21 protein-coding genes are annotated in these 18,857 nt (G+C 70.8%); 10 read left to right on the forward strand and 11 right to left on the reverse strand.

Annotation, left to right across the window (positions count from 1 at the left end; all coding sequences use genetic code 11):
* Positions 1-12 precede the first annotated feature (12 nt).
* The gene (locus EIZ44_RS00540; protein ID WP_134727358.1) at positions 13-366 is read right to left on the reverse strand and encodes a hypothetical protein; all 354 of its coding nucleotides are present in this window, start codon (positions 364-366) and stop codon (positions 13-15) included.
* A gap of 129 nt (positions 367-495) precedes the next feature.
* Between EIZ44_RS00540 and EIZ44_RS00545 the strand changes: the two genes are divergently transcribed.
* The gene (locus EIZ44_RS00545) at positions 496-1,311 is read left to right on the forward strand and encodes an alpha/beta hydrolase (RefSeq protein WP_167753925.1); all 816 of its coding nucleotides are present in this window, start codon (positions 496-498) and stop codon (positions 1,309-1,311) included.
* Between the two features lie 4 nt (positions 1,312-1,315).
* On the opposite strand, the gene EIZ44_RS00550 is transcribed toward EIZ44_RS00545, so the two are convergent.
* Positions 1,316-2,701 (reverse strand): helix-turn-helix domain-containing protein, encoded by a 1,386-nt coding sequence (locus EIZ44_RS00550; RefSeq protein ID WP_134727359.1) that lies wholly within the window; start codon positions 2,699-2,701, stop codon positions 1,316-1,318.
* 184 nt (positions 2,702-2,885) lie between these two features.
* On the opposite strand from EIZ44_RS00550, the gene EIZ44_RS00555 reads away from it, so the two are divergent.
* Positions 2,886-3,245, forward strand: coding sequence for a hypothetical protein (locus tag EIZ44_RS00555; RefSeq protein WP_134727360.1), 360 nt, complete (start codon positions 2,886-2,888; stop codon positions 3,243-3,245).
* A gap of 111 nt (positions 3,246-3,356) precedes the next feature.
* On the opposite strand, the gene EIZ44_RS00560 is transcribed toward EIZ44_RS00555, so the two are convergent.
* Positions 3,357-4,193: an NmrA family NAD(P)-binding protein gene (locus EIZ44_RS00560; protein WP_134727361.1), complete on the reverse strand. Its 837-nt coding sequence runs from the start codon at positions 4,191-4,193 to the stop codon at positions 3,357-3,359.
* Positions 4,194-4,323: 130 nt separating this feature from the next.
* Between EIZ44_RS00560 and EIZ44_RS00565 the strand changes: the two genes are divergently transcribed.
* Complete coding sequence (locus EIZ44_RS00565; protein ID WP_240691186.1) at positions 4,324-5,304, forward strand: AraC family transcriptional regulator; 981 nt, start codon at positions 4,324-4,326, stop codon at positions 5,302-5,304.
* An 11-nt stretch (positions 5,305-5,315) separates the two neighbouring features.
* On the opposite strand, the gene EIZ44_RS44545 is transcribed toward EIZ44_RS00565, so the two are convergent.
* Positions 5,316-5,798 (reverse strand): MarR family winged helix-turn-helix transcriptional regulator, encoded by a 483-nt coding sequence (locus EIZ44_RS44545; protein ID WP_167753926.1) that lies wholly within the window; start codon positions 5,796-5,798, stop codon positions 5,316-5,318.
* 51 nt (positions 5,799-5,849) lie between these two features.
* Here EIZ44_RS44545 and EIZ44_RS44550 point away from each other — a divergent pair, with 51 nt between their 5' ends.
* Positions 5,850-6,263 carry a nuclear transport factor 2 family protein gene (locus tag EIZ44_RS44550; RefSeq protein WP_167753927.1) on the forward strand — a complete coding sequence of 138 codons (414 nt, stop codon included), beginning with the start codon at positions 5,850-5,852 and terminating at the stop codon, positions 6,261-6,263.
* A gap of 4 nt (positions 6,264-6,267) precedes the next feature.
* Here EIZ44_RS44550 and EIZ44_RS00575 read toward each other — a convergent pair whose 3' ends face one another.
* Positions 6,268-7,125, reverse strand: a complete 858-nt coding sequence (locus EIZ44_RS00575) for a sigma-70 family RNA polymerase sigma factor (protein ID WP_134727364.1) — start codon at positions 7,123-7,125, stop codon at positions 6,268-6,270.
* Positions 7,126-7,197: 72 nt separating this feature from the next.
* On the opposite strand from EIZ44_RS00575, the gene EIZ44_RS00580 reads away from it, so the two are divergent.
* Positions 7,198-7,881, forward strand: a complete 684-nt coding sequence (locus tag EIZ44_RS00580) for an FMN-dependent NADH-azoreductase (RefSeq protein ID WP_240691187.1) — start codon at positions 7,198-7,200, stop codon at positions 7,879-7,881.
* On the opposite strand, the gene EIZ44_RS00585 is transcribed toward EIZ44_RS00580, so the two are convergent.
* Positions 7,871-10,510, reverse strand: coding sequence for a glycoside hydrolase family 3 protein (locus EIZ44_RS00585; RefSeq protein WP_134661743.1), 2,640 nt, complete (start codon positions 10,508-10,510; stop codon positions 7,871-7,873). The genes EIZ44_RS00580 and EIZ44_RS00585 overlap by 11 nt on opposite strands.
* Before the next feature lie 189 nt (positions 10,511-10,699).
* Here EIZ44_RS00585 and EIZ44_RS00590 point away from each other — a divergent pair, with 189 nt between their 5' ends.
* The 3 genes from EIZ44_RS00590 to phoU all read left to right on the forward strand — a co-directional run bounded on the left by EIZ44_RS00590 (position 10,700) and on the right by phoU (position 12,544).
* The gene (locus tag EIZ44_RS00590; protein WP_134727365.1) at positions 10,700-11,443 is read left to right on the forward strand and encodes a dienelactone hydrolase family protein; all 744 of its coding nucleotides are present in this window, start codon (positions 10,700-10,702) and stop codon (positions 11,441-11,443) included.
* Positions 11,444-11,531: 88 nt separating this feature from the next.
* Positions 11,532-11,888, forward strand: a complete 357-nt coding sequence (locus EIZ44_RS00595; protein ID WP_037811451.1) for a hypothetical protein — start codon at positions 11,532-11,534, stop codon at positions 11,886-11,888.
* Between the two features lie 11 nt (positions 11,889-11,899).
* Positions 11,900-12,544 carry a phosphate signaling complex protein PhoU gene (gene phoU / locus EIZ44_RS00600; protein ID WP_037811453.1) on the forward strand — a complete coding sequence of 215 codons (645 nt, stop codon included), beginning with the start codon at positions 11,900-11,902 and terminating at the stop codon, positions 12,542-12,544.
* On the opposite strand, the gene EIZ44_RS00605 is transcribed toward phoU, so the two are convergent.
* From EIZ44_RS00605 to EIZ44_RS00620, 4 genes are all read right to left on the reverse strand, one after another.
* Complete coding sequence (locus EIZ44_RS00605; protein WP_134727366.1) at positions 12,456-13,709, reverse strand: phosphatase PAP2 family protein; 1,254 nt, start codon at positions 13,707-13,709, stop codon at positions 12,456-12,458. The genes phoU and EIZ44_RS00605 overlap by 89 nt on opposite strands.
* A gap of 128 nt (positions 13,710-13,837) precedes the next feature.
* Positions 13,838-14,224 carry a hypothetical protein gene (locus EIZ44_RS00610; protein ID WP_037811455.1) on the reverse strand — a complete coding sequence of 129 codons (387 nt, stop codon included), beginning with the start codon at positions 14,222-14,224 and terminating at the stop codon, positions 13,838-13,840.
* Positions 14,221-15,414: a putative lipid II flippase FtsW gene (ftsW, locus tag EIZ44_RS00615; protein ID WP_134727367.1), complete on the reverse strand. Its 1,194-nt coding sequence runs from the start codon at positions 15,412-15,414 to the stop codon at positions 14,221-14,223. The genes EIZ44_RS00610 and ftsW overlap by 4 nt, the downstream gene beginning before the upstream one ends.
* Before the next feature lie 62 nt (positions 15,415-15,476).
* Positions 15,477-15,848 carry a winged helix-turn-helix transcriptional regulator gene (locus EIZ44_RS00620; protein ID WP_134727368.1) on the reverse strand — a complete coding sequence of 124 codons (372 nt, stop codon included), beginning with the start codon at positions 15,846-15,848 and terminating at the stop codon, positions 15,477-15,479.
* Positions 15,849-15,944: 96 nt separating this feature from the next.
* Here EIZ44_RS00620 and EIZ44_RS00625 point away from each other — a divergent pair, with 96 nt between their 5' ends.
* Together EIZ44_RS00625 and EIZ44_RS00630 are read left to right on the forward strand one after the other, a co-directional pair.
* A complete protein-coding gene (locus EIZ44_RS00625; RefSeq protein WP_134727369.1) occupies positions 15,945-16,772 on the forward strand; it encodes an alpha/beta fold hydrolase in 828 nt (275 codons plus the stop codon).
* Positions 16,763-17,887, forward strand: coding sequence for a hypothetical protein (locus EIZ44_RS00630; protein WP_167753928.1), 1,125 nt, complete (start codon positions 16,763-16,765; stop codon positions 17,885-17,887). Before EIZ44_RS00625 ends, EIZ44_RS00630 begins: the two co-directional genes overlap by 10 nt.
* Here the strand turns inward: EIZ44_RS00630 and EIZ44_RS00635 are convergent.
* Entirely contained in the window at positions 17,812-18,810 is a 999-nt protein-coding gene (locus EIZ44_RS00635; RefSeq protein WP_037811463.1) for a DMT family transporter, read from the reverse strand. The two genes, EIZ44_RS00630 and EIZ44_RS00635, sit on opposite strands and share 76 nt — an antisense overlap.
* Positions 18,811-18,857: the final 47 nt, after the last annotated feature.

Consider the following 18,857-nt stretch of genomic DNA (forward strand, 5'->3'; position numbering starts at 1 on the left):
CGCGGATGCGTCTTATGCGTCCGCGCGGGCGACCGAGCCGTTGTCGGTCACGGCGTACACCTCGATGCCGAGCAGGGCGCGCACCCTCGCGGGAACCCGAAGGGTGTGCCACTTGACGCTGTCCGGCACGACGATCGCATACCGTGCGCCAGGCGTGCCGAACTCGCTCATCCGACGCAGGATTTGGCCCCAGAGGATGTCGGCGTCGATGCCCTTGTCCTGAGTGGCGCCCTTCGCTTCGACATGCAGCCGGTCGCCGGCGCGGATGGCGTAGAGGTCCAGGTAGCGATCCGGGCCGGGGCTGATCGTCCAGCCGTCGCGTTCGAGCCACGCCGCGAACGCGGTGGCCACTTCGTTCTCCGTCATGCTGCCCGCCTATTCACCCGTCGCAGCTGATCACGGCAACTGTCGACTTCGTTACACCGTCGGAGAATTTCATCCCCCGAACGCGCGAACCTGACACACTGGGAGGTGACGACAACTCCGGGAGTGTCCATGTCGCGCGACAGCTATCGGACAGTTCGTACACCGGACGGCCTCACCCTGGCCAGCACCCTCACCGAGCCGGACGGCAGAGCGCGCCGGGCTGTGTTGCTCGTGCAAGGGGCGAGCGTCACCCGCGAGGAAGGCGGGTTCTTCACTCGCCTTGCCGACCACCTGGCCGAGGCCGGCATAGCGTCGCTGAGAGTCGACCTTCCCGGGCATGGCGAAAGCGAAGGCCGCCAGGAAGATCTGACGCTTTTCGCGCTGCTCAACGTGATCCGGGCCAGCATCGAGCACCTTTCCACCGCTGTCCCGGGCGTGCGGACGTCGCTCGCAGCGGCCAGTTTCTCCGGCGGCGTCGCGGCGTACTACGCGGCCAAGCGACCGGACGACGTCGAGCGGCTCGTCCTGTTCAACCCCCTCATCGACTACCGCGCGCGGTTCATCGAGGAGAAGTCCGCGTGGTCGGCGGACGGCTACCTCGACGACAACGGCGCCGCCGACCTCAAACGCCAGAATTATCTCGGTCACGGGCCTGGGTTCCGGCTCGGCCGCGCGCTGCTCAACGAAGCGTTCTGGTTCGAGGCGCGCGAAAACCTGCCGCGCATCACCGCGCCGACGCTGATTGTGCACGGCACCGAGGACACGTTCGTCCCGGTCGAGTCGTCGCGGGCCGCGGATCGGGAGCTGACCTGCGAACACCGGCTGCTCCAGCTCGACGGGGCACAGCACGGCTTCGCGGTACACGACGATCCCGGGTACGCCGATCCGCAGACCCAAGCCTGGCAACGGCAGGTGATCGGCGAAGTCCGGGAATGGCTTCGCTGACGGGTCAGCCGTTGAGCGCCTCGCGCAATTCCCGGACGTCCGGGCGGTTGTGCCACGGCTTCAGCACTTCCACGACCCGGCGGAGTTCCTCCTTGGTGCGCCGGGAGTTCGTTTCCGCGGCTCGCTGAGCGGAGACGAGGCCGGTTTTGGCTGCTTGGTCCGGTTCGCCGGAAAGGGCCAGCGAGTTTGCCATGAGGGACAGGAAGAAACCGTAGTCGCGCCGGGAGAATTGGGTTTCCTTCAACGTTTTCTCGTACAGCTCGACCGACCGGCGCGGTTCGCCCGCTTCGGTGTAGCAGATCGCGGTCTGCATATTCAGGAGAGTCGCGTTGAAGTGCGCGCCGAGGGGCGATTCGGCCGGTCCGGCGTCGTCCAGCAGTTTCCACGCGACGTCGAGGGTGCGGTTGACCTGATCGGCCGACGCGCCGAGCATCGCCTCCGCGCGGGCTTCCTGCTGGGCGGCTTCAGCCTGCAGCCGCCGGGGGAGCGACCAGGGGCCGTTGCGCACCGCCCTGGTGAGGATCAGCATCCGCCGCGGATCGCGTTCGTCGTAGGCGACCTGGGCCTTTTTGAGCAGAATGTAGCCCTGCATCGTGCCGTCGCCCGCCGCCTGCGCCCATTCCATCGCGCGGTCGTGCCAGTACAGCGAATCTTCCATTTGCCTGCGGTCGCGGTAGAGCCAGCCGGCGAACTCCGCGCCCTCCGAACCGATTCGCAGCAGGTCGCGCTGATCCTCGGGCGCCGCGTCGCGGGCGATGCGGTCGATGATGTCCAGCACGCCTAGCGTCATCGGGAGCGTTTTGGCCGGACCGCGTTCGCCGTCCTCGTATTTGTACTGGTCGAGCTGCCGCCGGAAATAGTGCGTGACGGTTTTGTCCATGTACCGCCGGGGATTCTCCAGCGCTCGCGCGACGTGCTCGGCGCCGCCTATTCCCAGCGCGGGCAACGCCGCGACCGGCAGGCCGTTCTTGAGCAGTGAGCGGCGACTGAGCGGGCTCATGGCGTCCCATTCTGTGGTCGGAACCGCTGGCGGGGCCGCGTCGCCGGGTGCGGGCACGAGCCGGGCGAGGACGCTGGCCGCGACGGTCGCCCGGTCCAGCGGCAGCGCGACCGGACGCCCGTCCACGACGACGGGCAGCAGGACGCTCGGCGCTCCCGGCGGCCTGCGGAGGTCCGCCGGGGTGCCTTCCCGGAGCAGTTCCTCCAGCCGGGCGGGGCTGATGCGCAGCAGCCGGGCGAGCCGGTCGCGGCGGTGCGGACGCGGCTCGGACCGGCCGGATTCCCAGGCGCGGATGCTTTTTTCGTCGGCGGGCAGCAGCGCGGCGAGCTTTTCTTGCGTCAGGTTCGCCGCTTTGCGTGCCCGGACAAGTCCTTCTCGCCGTTCGCCCATGGGCGACACCCCTTCGCAACAACGCGGGGTCGCTAGATTACCGCAGGTCACCGTGTGCGGGGCAAGACGATTCGCTCGGTTGCCGCCCGCTTTTCGCCCGGTTTGCTGGCTGGTCCAGGCCACTGGCCGGCCCCATGGTGGGGAGGCACCGCGAAGACACTTCCGCAGCTGAGAGGTGGATCGCATGAAGGCGGCAGCGACGCTCGGCGAGGCGGCCCGCACCGGCCATCCGGCGGTGGTCATCGGGTGTTGCGTGCTCTTGCTGCTGGTACTGCTCTCGATGTGGCTCTGGCACGCGCGCCGGCCGGTCGCGCCCCCGCGCGGGAAGCTGACCGTCCGCGACCTCCAGGCCCGGCTCGACTACGAGGTCCAGGCCGAGATCGAACAAGCCCGGCTGGCCGAATTCCGCCGGACGGCCGAGGAGGCCGCCGCCGAACGCGCCGGCGAGGACACCGACGTCATCCCGAAAGTCGACGACACCGTCCCGCGGGAGGCCGACAGCCCGCGAAAAGGGGAGAAACCCGATAGAGCTCGGTGCGGTTAGGAGCGTCCCGCCCATCGCTCACCGCACCGTTATGCCTGCCCCAGCCTGGCGCGGCACGCCACCTCCCCTGGGCTGGGGCAGGCCTCATCGACGCGGGCCGGACTCGCCGAATCAACGCCACAAGGCCGCCGCGGCACGGGCGTAATCGGCGAAGGAGACCGGCGGCCGGCCGGTGATCCGCTGGACGTCGTCGGTCACGTCGGCGGCCCAGTCGTTGCGGATGCCTTCGTACATGGCGGCGTAGAAGTCGGCGACCGGACCGGCCGTGCCCCCGTGGAGCAAGGCGTCGCGGAACTCGGCCGGGTCCATCGCCTGGTACCGCACCGGTTTTCCCGCAGCCTCGCCCACGATCGCGGTCATGTCCGAAAAGGACAGTGAATCGGGTCCGGTCAGCGAGTAGGTCTTGTGCTGATGCCCGTCCTCGGTCAGTGCGGCCGCGGCCGCGGCGGCGATGTCCTCGACGGAGATCGGCGCGACCCGGCCGTCGCCCGCGGGAACCGCGACTACCCCGGTGCGGATTCCGCGCAGGATCGCGGGGTGTTCGGAGAAGTTCTCGGCGAAGACGTTGGGGCGCAGAATGGTCGCGGGCACCGGTCCCGTTTCGAGGAGCCGCTCGGCCTCGTCCAGCGGGAAGCCCTCGCCGGCCAGCCGCGCCGTCGTGGTGGACAGGTGGACCACCCGGCGAACCCCGGCGCTCTTGGCGTCGTCCAGCAGCGCCGCGACCTCCGTCGTGGGGTCGGGGCTGATCGGAAGCCACTGGTAGATCGCGTCCACGCCGTCCAGCGCGGGCGGGTAGGTCGCCGGGTCGCTCCAGTCGAACCGGACCGGCGTCGCCGAACCCTCCGGTCTCCCCGGGACCCGGACCGTGTGCCCCTGCTCGGCCAGCAACGACACCACCCGGCGTCCGGTGCGGCCGGCCGCGCCGAGGACAAGAACTGTGGTAGGCACGCGTTCCTCGCAAGGTAAGGTCGAATCGGCAACCACTTCACCGTATGAACGGGTTATCGACGCGCGCCATGACAGCTCTCGACAGATTCATATCCGTTCAGCGCGATGGCGGAGTGAATCGGGTATGGCGATGCCGGTGAAAGCGGTCGGCCGTGACCATGTGGCGGACGTCGTGGGCGACATCGTTGCCGCCCTCCGGCGCGGCGGCGTCGTCTACGGCCGGGCGCTGCTGCGGGCCCCTTGGGGCCTCGCGTTCGAGTCGCGCTCGATCGCCACGATCTACGTCGTGATCGCCGGTTCCTGCGTGCTCGTCCCCGACGGCGGAGAGGCGCTGCATCTCGCCCAAGGGGATGTCGCGTTGCTGCCGTCCGGCGCTGGACACGTCGCGGCCGACACTCCAGGCCGGTCAGCCCGCACCGTGCGCGAACTGTTCGGCGCCGACCTGGAGGAGCTGTCGGCCACCGACCTCGTCATCGAGGGCGACGGTCCCGAGACCGTTCTGGTCTGCGGTGCGTACCTGCTCGAACCTTCGCCGCAGCACCCGTTCCTGGCATCTTTGCCCGACGTCGTGCGCGTCACGGCGAGCCAGATGCGCGGCACCTCGCTCGCCGCCGCCGTCCACCTGCTCACTACCGAGGTCGACCACGCCGGCCGCGGCACGCCCGCCGTGGTGGCCTCGTTGCTCGACCTGCTGTTCACCTACACCCTGAGGTCCTGGTTCCTCGGCCAGCCCGACCAGCTGGCCGGGTGGGCCCGCGCGCTCCACGACCCGGCGGTCGGCCCCGCGCTCGCGCTCTTGCACGACGATCCCGGCAAACCCTGGACCGTGGAGGCACTCGCGCACTCCGTCGGCGTCCCGCGGGCCCGGTTCAGCCGCCGGTTCACGTCGACTACCGGGCACACCCCGATGGAGTACCTCGGCATCTGGCGGATGACCGTGGCTGCCCGCCTGCTGCGCGAGGGCCAAGCCCCGCTGCGGCAGATCGCTCGGAAGGTGGGTTACGACTCGGAATTCGCGTTCGCGCGTGCTTTCAAACGGGTCGTCGGCCAGGCTCCCGGTCGTTATCGCGCGATGCACCGTCGCGATGAGGGCACCGCTGATACGCGGTGATGACGGCAGGTTTATTCGCTGGGCAGGGCGGCGCGACGCGCGATCACGTCCGCGGTTCCGCCTGTCGCTTCGAGCACGCGAGCCAGGACTAGCCGAGCCGCTTCGGCAGCGTCCTTGCCCGCCGATTTCGTCAGCCGCGCATCGAGTTGCTGCCGTATCCGGCGGCTGTCGTCGACGAGCCGCCAACCGCGGTCGGTGAGCTGGGCCCGGCGCACCCGGCTGTCGGCGGGATCCGGCACCCTCGCGACATAGCCGAGCCGCTCCAGTTCGAGAAGGTGCTTCGAGGCCGCCTGCTGGGTGACGCCGAGAAGACCGGCGAGTTCGGAAACGGTGGGTGCCCGGTCGATCAGGTGCTGGATCACGTACCCGTGGGAGTTGCGCACGCCGACGTGGCCCGCCTCGTGCAGCTCCGTCAGGATCGCCCGGTTCGCGGAACTGCCCGCCAGCCAGGCGAGGGTGGCGAAGTCGAGATCGGCCAGGTCCAGGGGAGTCACGGTGCCTACCATGCAATTGACAACCAAGGTTGTACAACTATAGTTGTTCTTATGGACCGCGACCCGGTTGCCCTGGCGACGTCCCTGCTGCGGGCGCTCGAGGCCGGGCAGTGCGGCGAGAATCTTCGGAAGTACTTCGCCCCGACGGCGTCGACCGTCGAGCATCCGAACCTGCTCAGGCCCGCGGGCGCTCGCGCCACCCTGGATCAGATGCTCGCGGCGTCGGAGTTCGGTGCCGGATTGATGTCGAGCCAGCGGTACGACGTGCGCTCGGCCGCGGCGGTGGGGGACACCGCGATCCTTCGCCTCACCTGGAGCGGGGTGATCGCGCGTGCCGCGGGCCCGTTCCGTCGCGGCGACGAACTCGTCGCGCACATCGCCCAGTTCGTCGAGACCGCCGACGGCCTGATCACCTCGATCGAGACCTTCGACTGCTACGAACCGTTCGACACCCAAGTCGTATAACGCCCTATACGCCATCGCAGGAGAGCGTAGCGATCTCCATCCCCGCCAACCGCTCGGCGCTCACCACTACCTCATACGCGCAGAGAAGACCCGCGCGAACCTCGATCCTCAGCACCCCTACCAACCGTCCGGCGGGAGCGAGCACCAGCCCGACATCCCCGTCGATCAGCGCGAGTTCAGCCAACCGCGCAGTCCCGGCGAACAGCTTCGTCCCCTGCGCGACCTCGTCCGCCCCGCGCAACACCGCGGCAGCTCCCGGCGGCAGCATCGCCGGATCGGTGCGCCGCACGACATCCGGAGCGAGCACGGTCAGCAACGTCGCCATGTCCCCGCCCCGGGCCGCTGCCAAGAACGCCGTCACCACTTTCCGGTGCTCGGCCAGCTCCGCGACCGGCACGACCGGTTCGCCGCGCACCCGCAATCGCGCGCGGCTGGCGAGTTTCTTGGCGGTCGCGGGCGTCCGGTCGAGGATCGGGCCGACCGCGTCGAACGGCACCGCGAACAGGTCGTGCAGCACGAACGCCACCCGTTCGGGCGGGGCGAGCCGGTCCAGCACCACCAGCAGCGCCCGCCCGACCTCGCCGGCCAGCAGGATCTCGTCCTCGGGCACAGCGCCGCCGGCGGCGTCAGGCACCGCGGAGACGGGCGTTTCGCGGCGGGCGCGCAGGGCGTCCAGGCACAGCCGGGACACCGCCGTGGTGAGCCAGCCGCCGAGGTTGTCGACGCCGGACGTGCGATTCAGCCGCAGCCACGACTCCTGCACGACGTCCTCGGCCTCGGCCGCGGAACCCAGCATGCGGTAGGCCAGCGCGTGCAGCCGCGGGCGCTCGTCCTCGAAGCGCCGCGCCAGTGCGTCGTCCATCGGTCACCTTTTCCCGTCTCGATCCGTCATGGGAGTGCCGGCCCGAGGACCAAGGACGAGGAGAGGAACCGGATGACCGTCATGCTAGCGCCCTTGCTGCACGTCGATTCGAGCGCCGACCGCGAGGCGTCGGTGAGCAGGCAGCTGGGCGCGTTGTTCGCCGACGAGTGGCGGAGCGGCGGCGGGACCGTGCGGCACCGCGACGTGTCCGCCGAACCGGTGCCGCCGCTGCGCGAGGCGTACGCGCGGCTCGGCCGCCGGGTGGAACGCAAGGGAGTGCTGTCGCTGGAAGACATCGCGACGCTGATCGCGGACGACGACGAACAGCGCGAATGGGACCTGACGCTGCCGCTGGTGAACGAGGTGCGCGAAGCCCGCGCCGTGCTGATCGGGGTGCCGATGTACAACTTCGGCGTGCCCGCGACGCTCAAGGCGTGGATCGACCGGATCAGCTTCCCCGGCGTGTTCGCCGATCCGGAAACCGGCCGGAAACTGCTGGCGGACAAGGACTTCGTGATCGTCAACGCCCGCGGCGGCGGATACGGTCCCGGCACGCCGCGCGAGGCGTTCGAGTTCCAGGAGTCGTATCTGCGCGCCTACCTCGCCGACAAGGGCGTGGAGCGGCTGACGTTCGTGTCCCAGGAGTTCACCCGGGTCGGCGACGTCCCCGCGCTGGACGGGCTCGAGGACCTGGCCGCCGCGTCGCGCGAGGCGGCCAGGTCCCGGGTCGTCGAGCTGGCGCGGGCTATCCGGTGAGGTCGGAGCACTTCCGCGCGTCCGGATCCTTCGCCCCGCCGGGCGACCACCGCACGTTCGCGAACGACGCGGAGAACGGGCCGTCGGTGTAGACGAGGAACGGGGTGTCGATGCTCTCGAAGTCCAGCCCGCTCGCGAAGCAGGACAACGGGATCTTCACCGTCGACTTCTGCCCGGCGGGCAGATCGCCGAACAGCTTCGTCGCGTTGACCTCCGACGAGCACGGATAGACGCAGTGCAGGCTGACGACCGTCCGGTTCACCGGCGGCGAATGCACGATCACGTCGAACTCGAGCGCGCCGTCGGCGTTGGGATATCCGCGCAGATCGTCAGTGCCGCCGGGATGCTGCGAATACAGCTGTGCCGCGCCGGTGCCGGTCCACGTCGCCTTCAGGCCGTCGCCCTGGACGTTGACGTCGGCCGGGACCACGGTGATCTCCGGATGCGAAGCAGTGCCGTCCGCGCCGATCTCGGTGCCGCCCCAGTTCGACGCCGAACCGATGAAACTCTTGTACGGCGCGACATCCGTGCGGTCGTAGATCGGCAGGTCCTCGGTCGCGGTGCCGCCGCCGTCGGTTGCCCCGCAGCGGGCCGGGCCCTCGGTCTCGTCGAGTTTGCCGACGGTGGTCCGCTGGTTCGAGGTGAGGCCGTAGCCGAGCTTGAACAGCGGGTCGTAGCCGGGACTCCACGGGTTGAGCGGCGTCTGGCAGGCACTCTTCGGCCACGAGTAGGACAGCTTGCCGCGGTATCCGCCGTGGTCCTTGCCGCGCACCAGCATGTCCGCGACGCCGCCGCCTTCGGTGCCGGGCAGCCAGGCGGCGACGAACGCGTCGGAACGGTTGAGTTCCTTGTTGACGTACAGCGGGCGGCCGCTGACGTACACCGTCACCACCGGAGTGCCCTTGCCGCTGACTTTGTCCAGCACCGCAAGGTCTTCCGGATACAGCTTCGCCGCTTCAAGGCTCTTCCGCTGCAGATCGCCGACGCCTTCCGCGTACGGAGTCTCGCCGACGACCGCGATGACCGCGTCATAGCCCTTGGGATCGACGGTGCCAGTCGGATCGAAGGTGACGTTGGCGAGATCCTCCTTGAGCCCAGCGAGGATCGAGGTCGCTCCGGGGAAGTCCGCGTTGGTGTTCCCGGTGCCCTGCCAGGTCAGCGTCCAGCCGCCGGTCTGGTTCGAGATGCTGTCCGCGCTCTTGCCGACCACGAGCACCTTCGCGTTGCGCGCCAAGGGAAGCACGTTGCCGTTGTTCTTCAGCAGCGTCTGCGACTTCCGCACCGCGTCGCGCGCGAGTGCCTTGTCCGTCAACGCGTCCGGCGAACCGGCGTACCAGCGCTGCGAAGGCTTGCGCTCCTCGAACAGCCCGGCGCGCATCTTGACCCGCAGGATCCGGGTGACCGCGTCGTCGATGCGGGACATCGGGATCTCGCCCCCGCGCACCTGCGCGACCGTGTTGGCGATGAAGTCTTTCCAGTCGTTCGGGACCATCACGACGTCGATGCCCGCGTTGATCGCGCGCGGGCAGCTGGAGTTGGTGCAGCCGGTCACCTGGCCGATGCCGTTCCAGTCGGACACGACGAGGCCGTCGAAGCCCATCTTGCCCTTGAGGATCTGGTTGAGGACCTTGTCGCTGCCGTGGATCTTGCCCTCGTTGATGCCGAGGTCGGGGTTGGTCCAGCTGTTGAACGACGCCATGACCGTCTGCGCGCCCGCGGCGAGCGCGCCGTAGTAGCCCTGGCCGTGCAGGTTGATCATGTCCGCTTCCGACGAAGCGTTCACGCCCTGGTCCTGGCCGTTGGTCGTGCCGCCGTCGCCGATGAAGTGCTTGGCGGTGCCGATCACGCCGTTCGCGCCGATGCGCAGGCGGGCCCCGGCTTGCAGACCGTTCATGGCCTCGTACCCGTAGGCGCGGGTGATGCGCGGGTCCTCGGAGAAGCCTTCGTACGTACGGCCCCAGCGGTCGTCCTGCACGACGGCGAGAGTCGGCGCGAACGCCCAGTCCTGGCCGGTCGCGCGGATCTGCCGTGCGGTCGAGTTCTCGACATCGCGCACCAGGCACGGATCGTGCGCCGCGCCGAGCGCGATGTTCTGCGGGAAAACAGTGGAGCCGTACACATTGTTATTCCCGTGCACGGCATCTATGCCCCAAATTACCGGAATCTTTGTCCTCGTGGCCTTGGCCGCGTCCCAATAGGAATCCGCGAGCTTGAGCCAGTCCTGCTGGCCGGCGTGCTTGTTCCCGCCCGGCCACGAGCCGCCGCCGTTGAGCACCGACCCGATCGAGTACTGGGTCACCTCGGCCGGCGTGATCGCGGCGATCTCGGGCTGGGTCATCTGCCCGACCTTTTCCTCCAGCGACATGCCGGAGACGATCTGCCTGATCCGCCATTCGTCGACCGGGTTCTTCGGCATCGCGCTGCGCACCTTGGGCCAGTCGGCCAGCTGGGGCAGCGAGTCTTCGATGCGGGCGCACCCGTTGCGGTCGAGCGCGGGACGGCCGATCTCCGGCTGGCGCGGGGGAGGGGCGGCCTGGGCGGCCTGGGCGGGGACGAGCCCGCCCAGGAGGACGAGCGCGGCGAGCGCGACCCGGTTCCGGGCGCGCGGGGAACGTGGAGGTCTGGCCATCGACAGTCCGTTCTGCGGAGGGCGGCCCGGAGCGGGCCCGGTGATCCTGACCGGGCAAACCGGACTCCGTCAATCCGCCGACCGCAGTGGTTCAGTCCAATAACCGGACAGGAAACGGGACATTCGCGCGGCGCGGGCGCAGGGATAGATTGATCTCGTACGCACTGCAATCAATGGAGGACAAAGCGGATGCGCAAGGAAAAGCCAGACGTTCCGGCCGCTGACGGGACCGCGGACGCGTACTTGGCCGTGCCGGACGGCGGGCCGCATCCCGGGGTGCTGCTCTTCCCGGACGCGTTCGGGCTGCGGCCGCGGATCGAGGAGATGGCCGACCGCATCGCCGAGAAGGGCTATGCCGTGCTCGCGCCGAACCTGCTCTACCGCGGCGGCCGGACGCCGCTGGTGGACTTCGCCGCTCTGGAAGACCCGGAGCGACGGGGCGAGGTCTTCGGCAAGCTGATGCCCATGATCGAGGCCTTGGACACCGAGGCGATCACTCGCGACGCGGAGAAGTACCTGGACTGGTTCGCCGCGCAGGACGGCGTCGCGCCGGGGCCGGTCGTGATCACCGGGTACTGCATGGGCGGCACGAACGCGCTGCGCGTGATCGAGGCGTTCCCGGACCGGGTCAAGGCGATCGCGTCGTTCCACGGCGGACGCCTCGCCACCGACCAGCCGGACAGCCCGCACCTGCGGGTCGGCTCGATCACCGGCGAGGTGTACTTCGGGCACGCCGACCAGGACCCGTCGGCCACCGCCGAGCAGATCAAGACGCTCGAGCACGCGCTCGACGAGGCCGGGGTGACCTACCGCTCGGAGGTGTACGAGGGCGCGTCGCACGGGTTCACGATGTCGGACACGGCGGCGTATCACGAGGAGGGCGAGAAGCGGCACTGGGAGAACCTGTTCGCGCTCCTGGAGCGGGTGCGCTGACCTGCGGAAGAGCAGGGCCCGGCACGCGGGACGCGCGCGCGGCCGGGCCCTGCGCGCGGAATCGGCGGCGGCCGTTTACGCTGGCCGCATGGCCGAAGGTGCGCTGTGCCGCGAACCGGTGGAGCTGACCGGGCGCGAGCGCTCGGTCCTGCGGAGCGTCGCGGTCCGCGGGACGGAGCCCGAGCTGTTCTGCGAGCTGGAGGCCGGGCACGGCCACGAGCACGCGACGCCCGTCGGCGGACGCGGCGAGGAGCCGCTGATGTGGCTGCGCTGGTGGCCCGGCCGCCGCGTGCTGGAGACCCGCGCGCGATGCGGCGCGGAGTCCGACGAGGGCGTTTTCTGCCGGGTTCCCGGCGGGCACGAGGGCAGCCACAGCTACGAGCTGGCCGAGCCCGAGGAGGCCTGGCCGCTGGCCGACGCGGGCCTGTTCGCCGGCCGCCGGTAAAGTCGCTCGACATGCGCGAAGGCTTCCAGGACGACCTGAAACAGCTCGAAGGGCGTCTGGCGGCGATGGCCGAGGCGGCGGCGGAGGCGATGCGCCGGGCCACCCGGGCGCTGCTGACCATGGACCTGCCGCTGGCCGAGCAGGTGCTCAGCGGCGACGCCGACCTCGACGACCAGCGCGCGACCTGCGAGGACGAGGCGTATTCGCTGCTCGCCCTGCAAGCCCCGGTGGCCGGCGACCTGCGCGCCGTGCTGGCCGCGGTGTACTGCGCGGAGAAGCTCGAGCGGATGGGCGATCTCGCCGCGCACATCGCGGGCACCGCGCGCCGCGGCCACCCGGAGCCGACCGTTCCCGCCGATCTGGAGGCGGTGTTCGCGGAACTGGGCGAGGTCACCTCGGCGATGGCCGAGCGGCTCGCCGACCTCGTGCACGGCGAGGCCCGCGGCGGCTACGCCGAACTGAGCCGCGCCGACGAGCGCGTGGACGAACTGCACGCCCGCGTGATGGCGACGGTCACCGCCCCGGACTGGACGCAGGACCAGCGGATCGCGGTCGCGCTGAGCCTGCTCACCCGTTTCTACGAGCGTTTCGCCGACCAGGCGGTGTCGGTCGCGAAGCGCCTGGAGTTCGCCGCGACGGGCGATCTCCCGGGCTGACCTCCGGCGGCGGACCGGCCTGGGCCTGGTTCGACGGACGCGGCGGCGGCGAACCCGCGGCGCGGCCCTGCGGCGGACCGGCCGGACGCGGCTGCTGCCGAGCCGGACGGACCGGCGGCTGCGCGGGCGGACGGTTCTGCGGCGGGCCGTCGACGGGCCGGGCCTGGGGCATCGGCTGCGAGTTCTGTCGGCCCGGAGCGGGTGCGTCCGCTCCGCGAGGCGGCGTCATGCGGGGCGGCTGGGGGTTTTGCCGTCCGGGAGCCGGGGCGTCCGCCGCGCGGGGCTGGGGCGCGGCCGTGCGGATCGGCTGGGAGTTCTGCCGTCGTGGTGCCGGTTCGTCCGCCGCACCCGGTTGTGGCGCGGCGGTGCGGAGGGGCTGCGAATTCTGCCGCCGGGGCGGCCGGACGGGGCGACCGCTGGCGTCGCGGGCTTCGGGCGGCCCGACGCGGCGAGTGGGAGGCGCACCCGCGTCGCGAGCACCCGGCCGAGCGCCGGCGGCCTGGCCTGGCGAAGCATCGCCGTCCGGATCGGGCCGAGCGGTCGCAGCCTCCGCGCCTTCCGGTGCCACGCCCAGCAACCCGAACGGCACCTTGCCCGCGAACCGCCGCACGAGTCCGGCGGCCGGACCCAGCGCGTATCGCTGCAGCAGCAACGCCATCCCGGCCCCGAGCGCGAGCCCGATCAGGACGTCGTGCGGATAGTGCGCCCCCACGAACACCCGCGAAAAGCCCATCGTCGCCGCGAAGGCCGCGAGCCACGGCGCGCCCTTGTGCCACGCGAAAGCCCCGCCGAGCGCGACCGCGGCCGCGATGGTGGAGTGGTTGCTCGGGAACGACCAGTCGCCCGGCGGCGGGCAGGCGCCGACGATCGCGTCCGGCGGAAGTCCCCGGCAGGGCCGCTGCTCGTGGACGAAGGCCTTGATGATCTCGCTGAGCACGTAAGCGACCACGGTGGCCGCCGGAACGAGCAGCGCCGCGGCCATCCGCTCGGGCGAGCCGGTCCCGCGCGCCCGCCACCAGAGCCACGCGAAGAACGGGGCCACGAGGACCAGGCCGTAGTGCGTGTACGCCAGCACGAGAGACTGCACCCAGCCCGGCATGGCGTGGGCGAAATGGGTGATCGCGTCGTACGTCTCGCTGCTGGAAGCTCCGGCCGTGGTCGCCATACAACCCCTCTCCGGTCCGCCGGTTCGCCTGGCGGCCATCTCGCGTTCACCCGAAGGTCACGAGCGTACCGAGCGGCGGAGGGGAGCCGGCGACGCCCCGCGAGTCCGCGGGGACGCTCCGGGACAGGTCAGGAGTCGGTGGTGTGCTCGCAGGTCACCGGCTTGCCGGGACCGGGAGCGCTCGCCTTGGCGAGTTCCTTCGTCTTGTCCAGCAGGATCCGGCAGCGCAGCGTCGCGGCGGTCGACGGCGTGGCGGTGACCGAGGCTTTCTGTCCGGCGCTGACCACGACGTCCTGTTTCCACGGCAGCCCGAGCGGACCGGTGAGCTGGTGCGGCGCGACCTTGTCCTCGTAGCGGTTGCCGGACTCGCCGTAGGCGACGCCGGTGGCCGTGGTCTGCTGGTCGGAGGTGATCTCGTAGGTGATCGCCCACGACTTGCCGGTCGGGTTGGAGCACGCGGCCAGCCCGGCGAGCGCGACGGCCGCGCAGGTGGCGGAGAGTGCCTTGGTGATCACGCTGGGACTGTACCGGAGCCCTTTTTCCGCAGCCCGGCGAGGAACGTCCGCGCGGCCGGTTCCTCCCGCGCGGCCTGGGCGAGGATGCCGAACTGCAGCATGGTGACCACGAGCGACGTGCCGCCAGCGGACACCAGCGGCAGCGTCACGCCGGTCACCGGCAGCGCGCCCGCGACGTAGCCGATGTTGATCAGCGCCTGCGCGACCAGCAGCAGGGTGGTGGTCCCGGCGACGAGCCGCACCCACGGATCGGCGACCCGCGCGGCGGTGCGCAGGCCGATCACAGCCAGGTAGCCGAACAGGCCCAGCACCACGAGACACCCGGCGAACCCGAGTTCCTCCCCGACGAGCGCGAACACAAAGTCGTTCTGGACGTCCGGCAGATAGCTCCACTTCGCCGCGCCGCGGCCGAGACCGACGCCGAACCAGCCGCCGTCGGCCAGGGCGTATTGCGCCTGCTGTGCCTGGTAGCCGCTGCCGCTCGCGTCGGGATTCGGCGAAAGAAAAGAAAGGATGCGCGCGAGACGATAACTGGCGAAAAGGGCGAGTGCGACGATTCCGGCGACCCCGCCGGCGAGAATGGCGGCGAACAACCGCTTCGGCGCGTCGGCGAACCACAGCAAGCCCAAGGTGATCAGCGCGAGCGTGACCGTGCCGCTGAGATTCGGCTGGGCCAGCAGCAGCGCGCACAACGCGAGCGTCACCGGGATCAGCGGCACCAGCAGATGCCGCCAATGGTGCAGCACCTTCTGTTTCGACACCAGCAAATGCGCGCCCCAGAACACCAGCGCGACCTTCGCGATTTCCACTGGCTGCAGGGTGAACGGCCCGGCGGAAAGCCAGCGTTGCGCGCCGCCGTGGTCGGAACCCAGCGGGGTCAGTACCAGTAGCAGCAGCACCACCGCGGCGGCGAGCGCCGGGGTGGCGGCCTTGCGCAGCCGGGAAAACGGGACGCGCAGTCCGAGCACGAAGGCGACCACGCCGAACGCGACGAACGTCAAATGCCGGAAGAAGGCTTGGTACACCCCGGTTCCGGGGGCAGGGGAGGACGACAGCGCCATCACCGCGCCGAGCAGCGTCAGCAGCGCCCAGATTCCGACGATGATGCGGAACGACGCGAGCGGATGCGCGAAAAACTGCCCGATTGCATGCCGTGCCGGTTTGCGGTCCCGTTCGGTTGGCGATTCCACTTGCGCGAGTGTGTGCCGTATCCGCTTCGCGGTGGCCGACCGACTCGCCGGTGTGCGGAAAATTACCGCTCTGATTTCCGATTGGCCTCGTCGACCTCGGCCATGTGTTCCTCCGCCCACGTGCGCAGCGCCGCGAGCGCGGATTCCAGCGACGTGCCCAGGGCGGTAAGCCGGTAATGCACCCGCGGCGGCACCGTGTCCTCGACCCGCCGCGTGGCGAGGCCGTCGCGGACGAGGCTTTGCAGCGTCACCGAGAGCATTTTCTGCGACACCCCGGGGATGCGGCGGCGAAGATCCGCGAAGCGCACCTCGTCCGGCGCGGCCTCGGCGAGGATCTTGACCGTCATCGACGTCCACTTCGTCCCGATCCGGTCGAGCAGCCGCCGCGTCGGGCAGGCCGGGTCGAACAGATCGCCGCGGGCGGAGGGGGTCACCTCGGGCTCACCACCTGTCGGGAAAGTGCCGTCTTGGCGGCATCCTTGGAGTTACCTACCGTGTGCTGGTAACCAATGGTAACCACAGGAGGCACGATGAACGCGGTGCGGCAGGTCGAAGCGAACGGGGTCCGGCTGAACGTCGCCGTCGCCGGGAGCGGGCCAGCGCTGGTGCTGGTGCACGGATTCCCGCACACCTGGCAGCTCTGGAGCAAGGTCATCCCGACCCTCGCCGAGCGGTACCGGGTGCTCGCGCCGGACCTGCGCGGGCTGGGTGCGAGCAGCCGTCCCGAGAGCGGCTTCGACGCTGGGGCGGTCGCCGCTGACGTCGCGGGCCTGCTCGACGCGCTGGGGGAGCCGGATGCCGAGGTGGTGGCCATCGATCTGGCGGTTTCGAGCGCGTTGCTGCTGGCGTTGCGGCAGCCGGAGCGAGTGCGCCGTCTGGTGCTGATGGAGTCGCTGCCCTGGGGTTTCCCGGCGAGCCCGCCGTGGTGGTTCGGTTTCCACGCGGTGCCGGGACTGGCCGAGACTGTCCTTAATGGACACGAGGCGGAGTACGTCGGCTGGTTTCTCGAGCAGGGCACGCTCGGCCGCGGTGTTCCGGCGGAGGTCCAAGCGGCCTTCGCCGAGGCGTACACCGGCACCGACGCGCTCCGTTGCGCCTTCGAGTACTACCGCGCGATGCCGGAAAGCGCCCGGCAGCTGACCGAAGCGGCAGCCAAGCGGCTGACCGTCCCGACGATGGCGATCGGCGCGAACCCCGTGGGCGATGCGCTGGAGCAGCAGTTGCGCCCGATCGCCGACGACCTCACCGGGCACGTGCTGGCGGACTGCGGGCACCTGATTCCGCTGGACCGTCCGCGCGAGTTCCTCGATCTCCTGCTGCCGTTCCTGTCCCGGGAGATACTGGCCGGGTGTCGTTGACGTCCGAACTGGCCGACCCGCGCGGGAAACTCTCGCGTTGGTGCGCCCGCGTCTTCACCGGCACCGCAGCGGCCGCGCGCCGGGTCGAGGAGGCGACGAACGGCGTCCGCCCGGTCCGTCCGGCGCTCGCGCGGCCGCCGCGGCAGCACTGGGCCGAGATCGGCGGTGCGTTCGGCCAGCGGATCGCGGATCTCGTGCAGCCCGCGCCGCCGTACTACGCGCTGCTCGGCATGGTGCGGGCGCAGTGGGGCAGCGGCCCGTGGGCGCACGCGCAAGCCGCCCAGTACCCGACGCACGACGAGCTTCCGCCGGAGTACCAGGCGCGGGCGCTCGGGATCCGTCCGGCGGCGGCGACCTGGCTCGACCTCGGCGACGGGCTGCCGGACGGCGGTGCGCTCCCGGGCGCCGAGGAGCTGTGGGGCGAACTGCTGGGACGCGCGCGCCGCTACCAGGCGCAGCACGCCCCGCCCGGCATGCTCGGCGGACCGGGCGCGGAAGCCGGACTGGCGCGGACGAACTGGGTGCTGTCGGCGTGCGAGGACATCTACCGCTCCGGCCGCATCGACCCTCGCCTCGCCCGGGTCGTCGACGGCGGCGGCACGATCGCGGACCTGCGCGCCCTGCCCGCCGACGCACAGGTGACCGAGCTGGCGGAACTCGCGAAACGCTTACACGACAACGGCGCGCTGTGGGAACTGCGGCGGCTCGGCGGCGCCCCGCCGGAGGGCTATCCGCTCGGGATCGCCGGGCCGACCATCGTGCCCGGCTGGGCCGACGGCGACCTCCTGCTCGGGACGCTCGACGCCGAAGCGGGGATCGCCGAGGGCACGCTGCTGGACGTGAAAACCGTGCTGACCGTCGGCGATCCGGACCGCGCCGGGCGCTGGCTGTGGCAGATCCTGCTGTATGCCTGGCTCGACGTCGCCGACCTCTACCGGATCCGGGAGGTCGGGCTGCTGCTCGGGCGGCACGGCAAGCTGGTCTGCTGGCCGGTCGACGAGCTGGCGGCGGACCTGCTCGGCGGCGACGGCCTGGTCGATCACCGCCGCGACGAGTTCAGGGACATGGCGCGCGGGCTGCTCGACTCGGCCGGGCTGAGCTTGGCCGACGGCTGAACCGCGGGCTTCTTGCCCGCGCCGCGGCCGGCGAAGCACACCGCGCCGAGCACGATCACGCAGCCGACGAGCTGCAGCGGGCCCGGCCGTTCGCTCAGCAGCAGGAAGCCGAACGCGACCGCGCCGACCGGCTGCAGCAGCATCATCGTCGCGCCGGTCGAGGCCGCCAGCCGCGGCAGCGCCCCGGCGATCAGCAGCCACCCGACGACCTGGCCCACGAGGGCGAGCGCGGCGAACCAGCCGAGCGAGGGCAGGCTCGGCGCCAGGTCGAGGCGGCCGAACGGCAGCCCGAGCACGACGGAGACGAAGCCCGCCGACACGGTGGCCAGCGACAGCGAACGGACCTGCGTCGCCGGGGTGCTGCTGAGCCGGAGCAACAGCAGGTACGCCGAGTAGCCCGCTCCCGCGGCGAGCGCGAAAACCATGCCCAGCACCGGGTTCGAGCCGGTCATCGACGAGCCGAACACGCCGCCGGCGAGCACGATCCCGCCGATGAGCGTCGGCGCGACGAACTTGAACCGCGGGTCCGGCCGCTCCTTGAGGAACACGAACGCCAGCAGCGGCACGATCACCACCTGCACCGAAAGCAGCATGGTCGCGACGCCCGCGCCAACGCGCGGGATCGCCTCGCCCCACAGGACGAAGTCGAGCCCGAGGCCGAGCCCGGCCAGCAGCGGCAGCAGGATCTTCGCGCGCTTGCGGGTCCGCCGCGCCTCGCTGAACGCGAGGATCGCGAGCAGCGGCAGCGCGAGGGCGCAGCGCCAGAACGCGCTGGTCGCGCCGCTGGCCCCGGAAACCTTGATGAGCACCGAGGTCAGCGCGATGCAGAGGCAGCCCGCCGCGGCCAGCAGCCGGGGGTCGGCGCGGCCGGTGAGCGCGGCGATCGGGCCGGCGGCAGGCAACGAGGCGGATTCGGTGGTCATGCCTTCTATGGTGGGGGCGCTAACTATCAAGGACAAGTGAATGTTCC

This window comes from Amycolatopsis nivea, from assembly GCF_004522235.1.
Classification (GTDB): Bacteria; Actinomycetota; Actinomycetes; order Mycobacteriales; family Pseudonocardiaceae; genus Amycolatopsis; species Amycolatopsis nivea.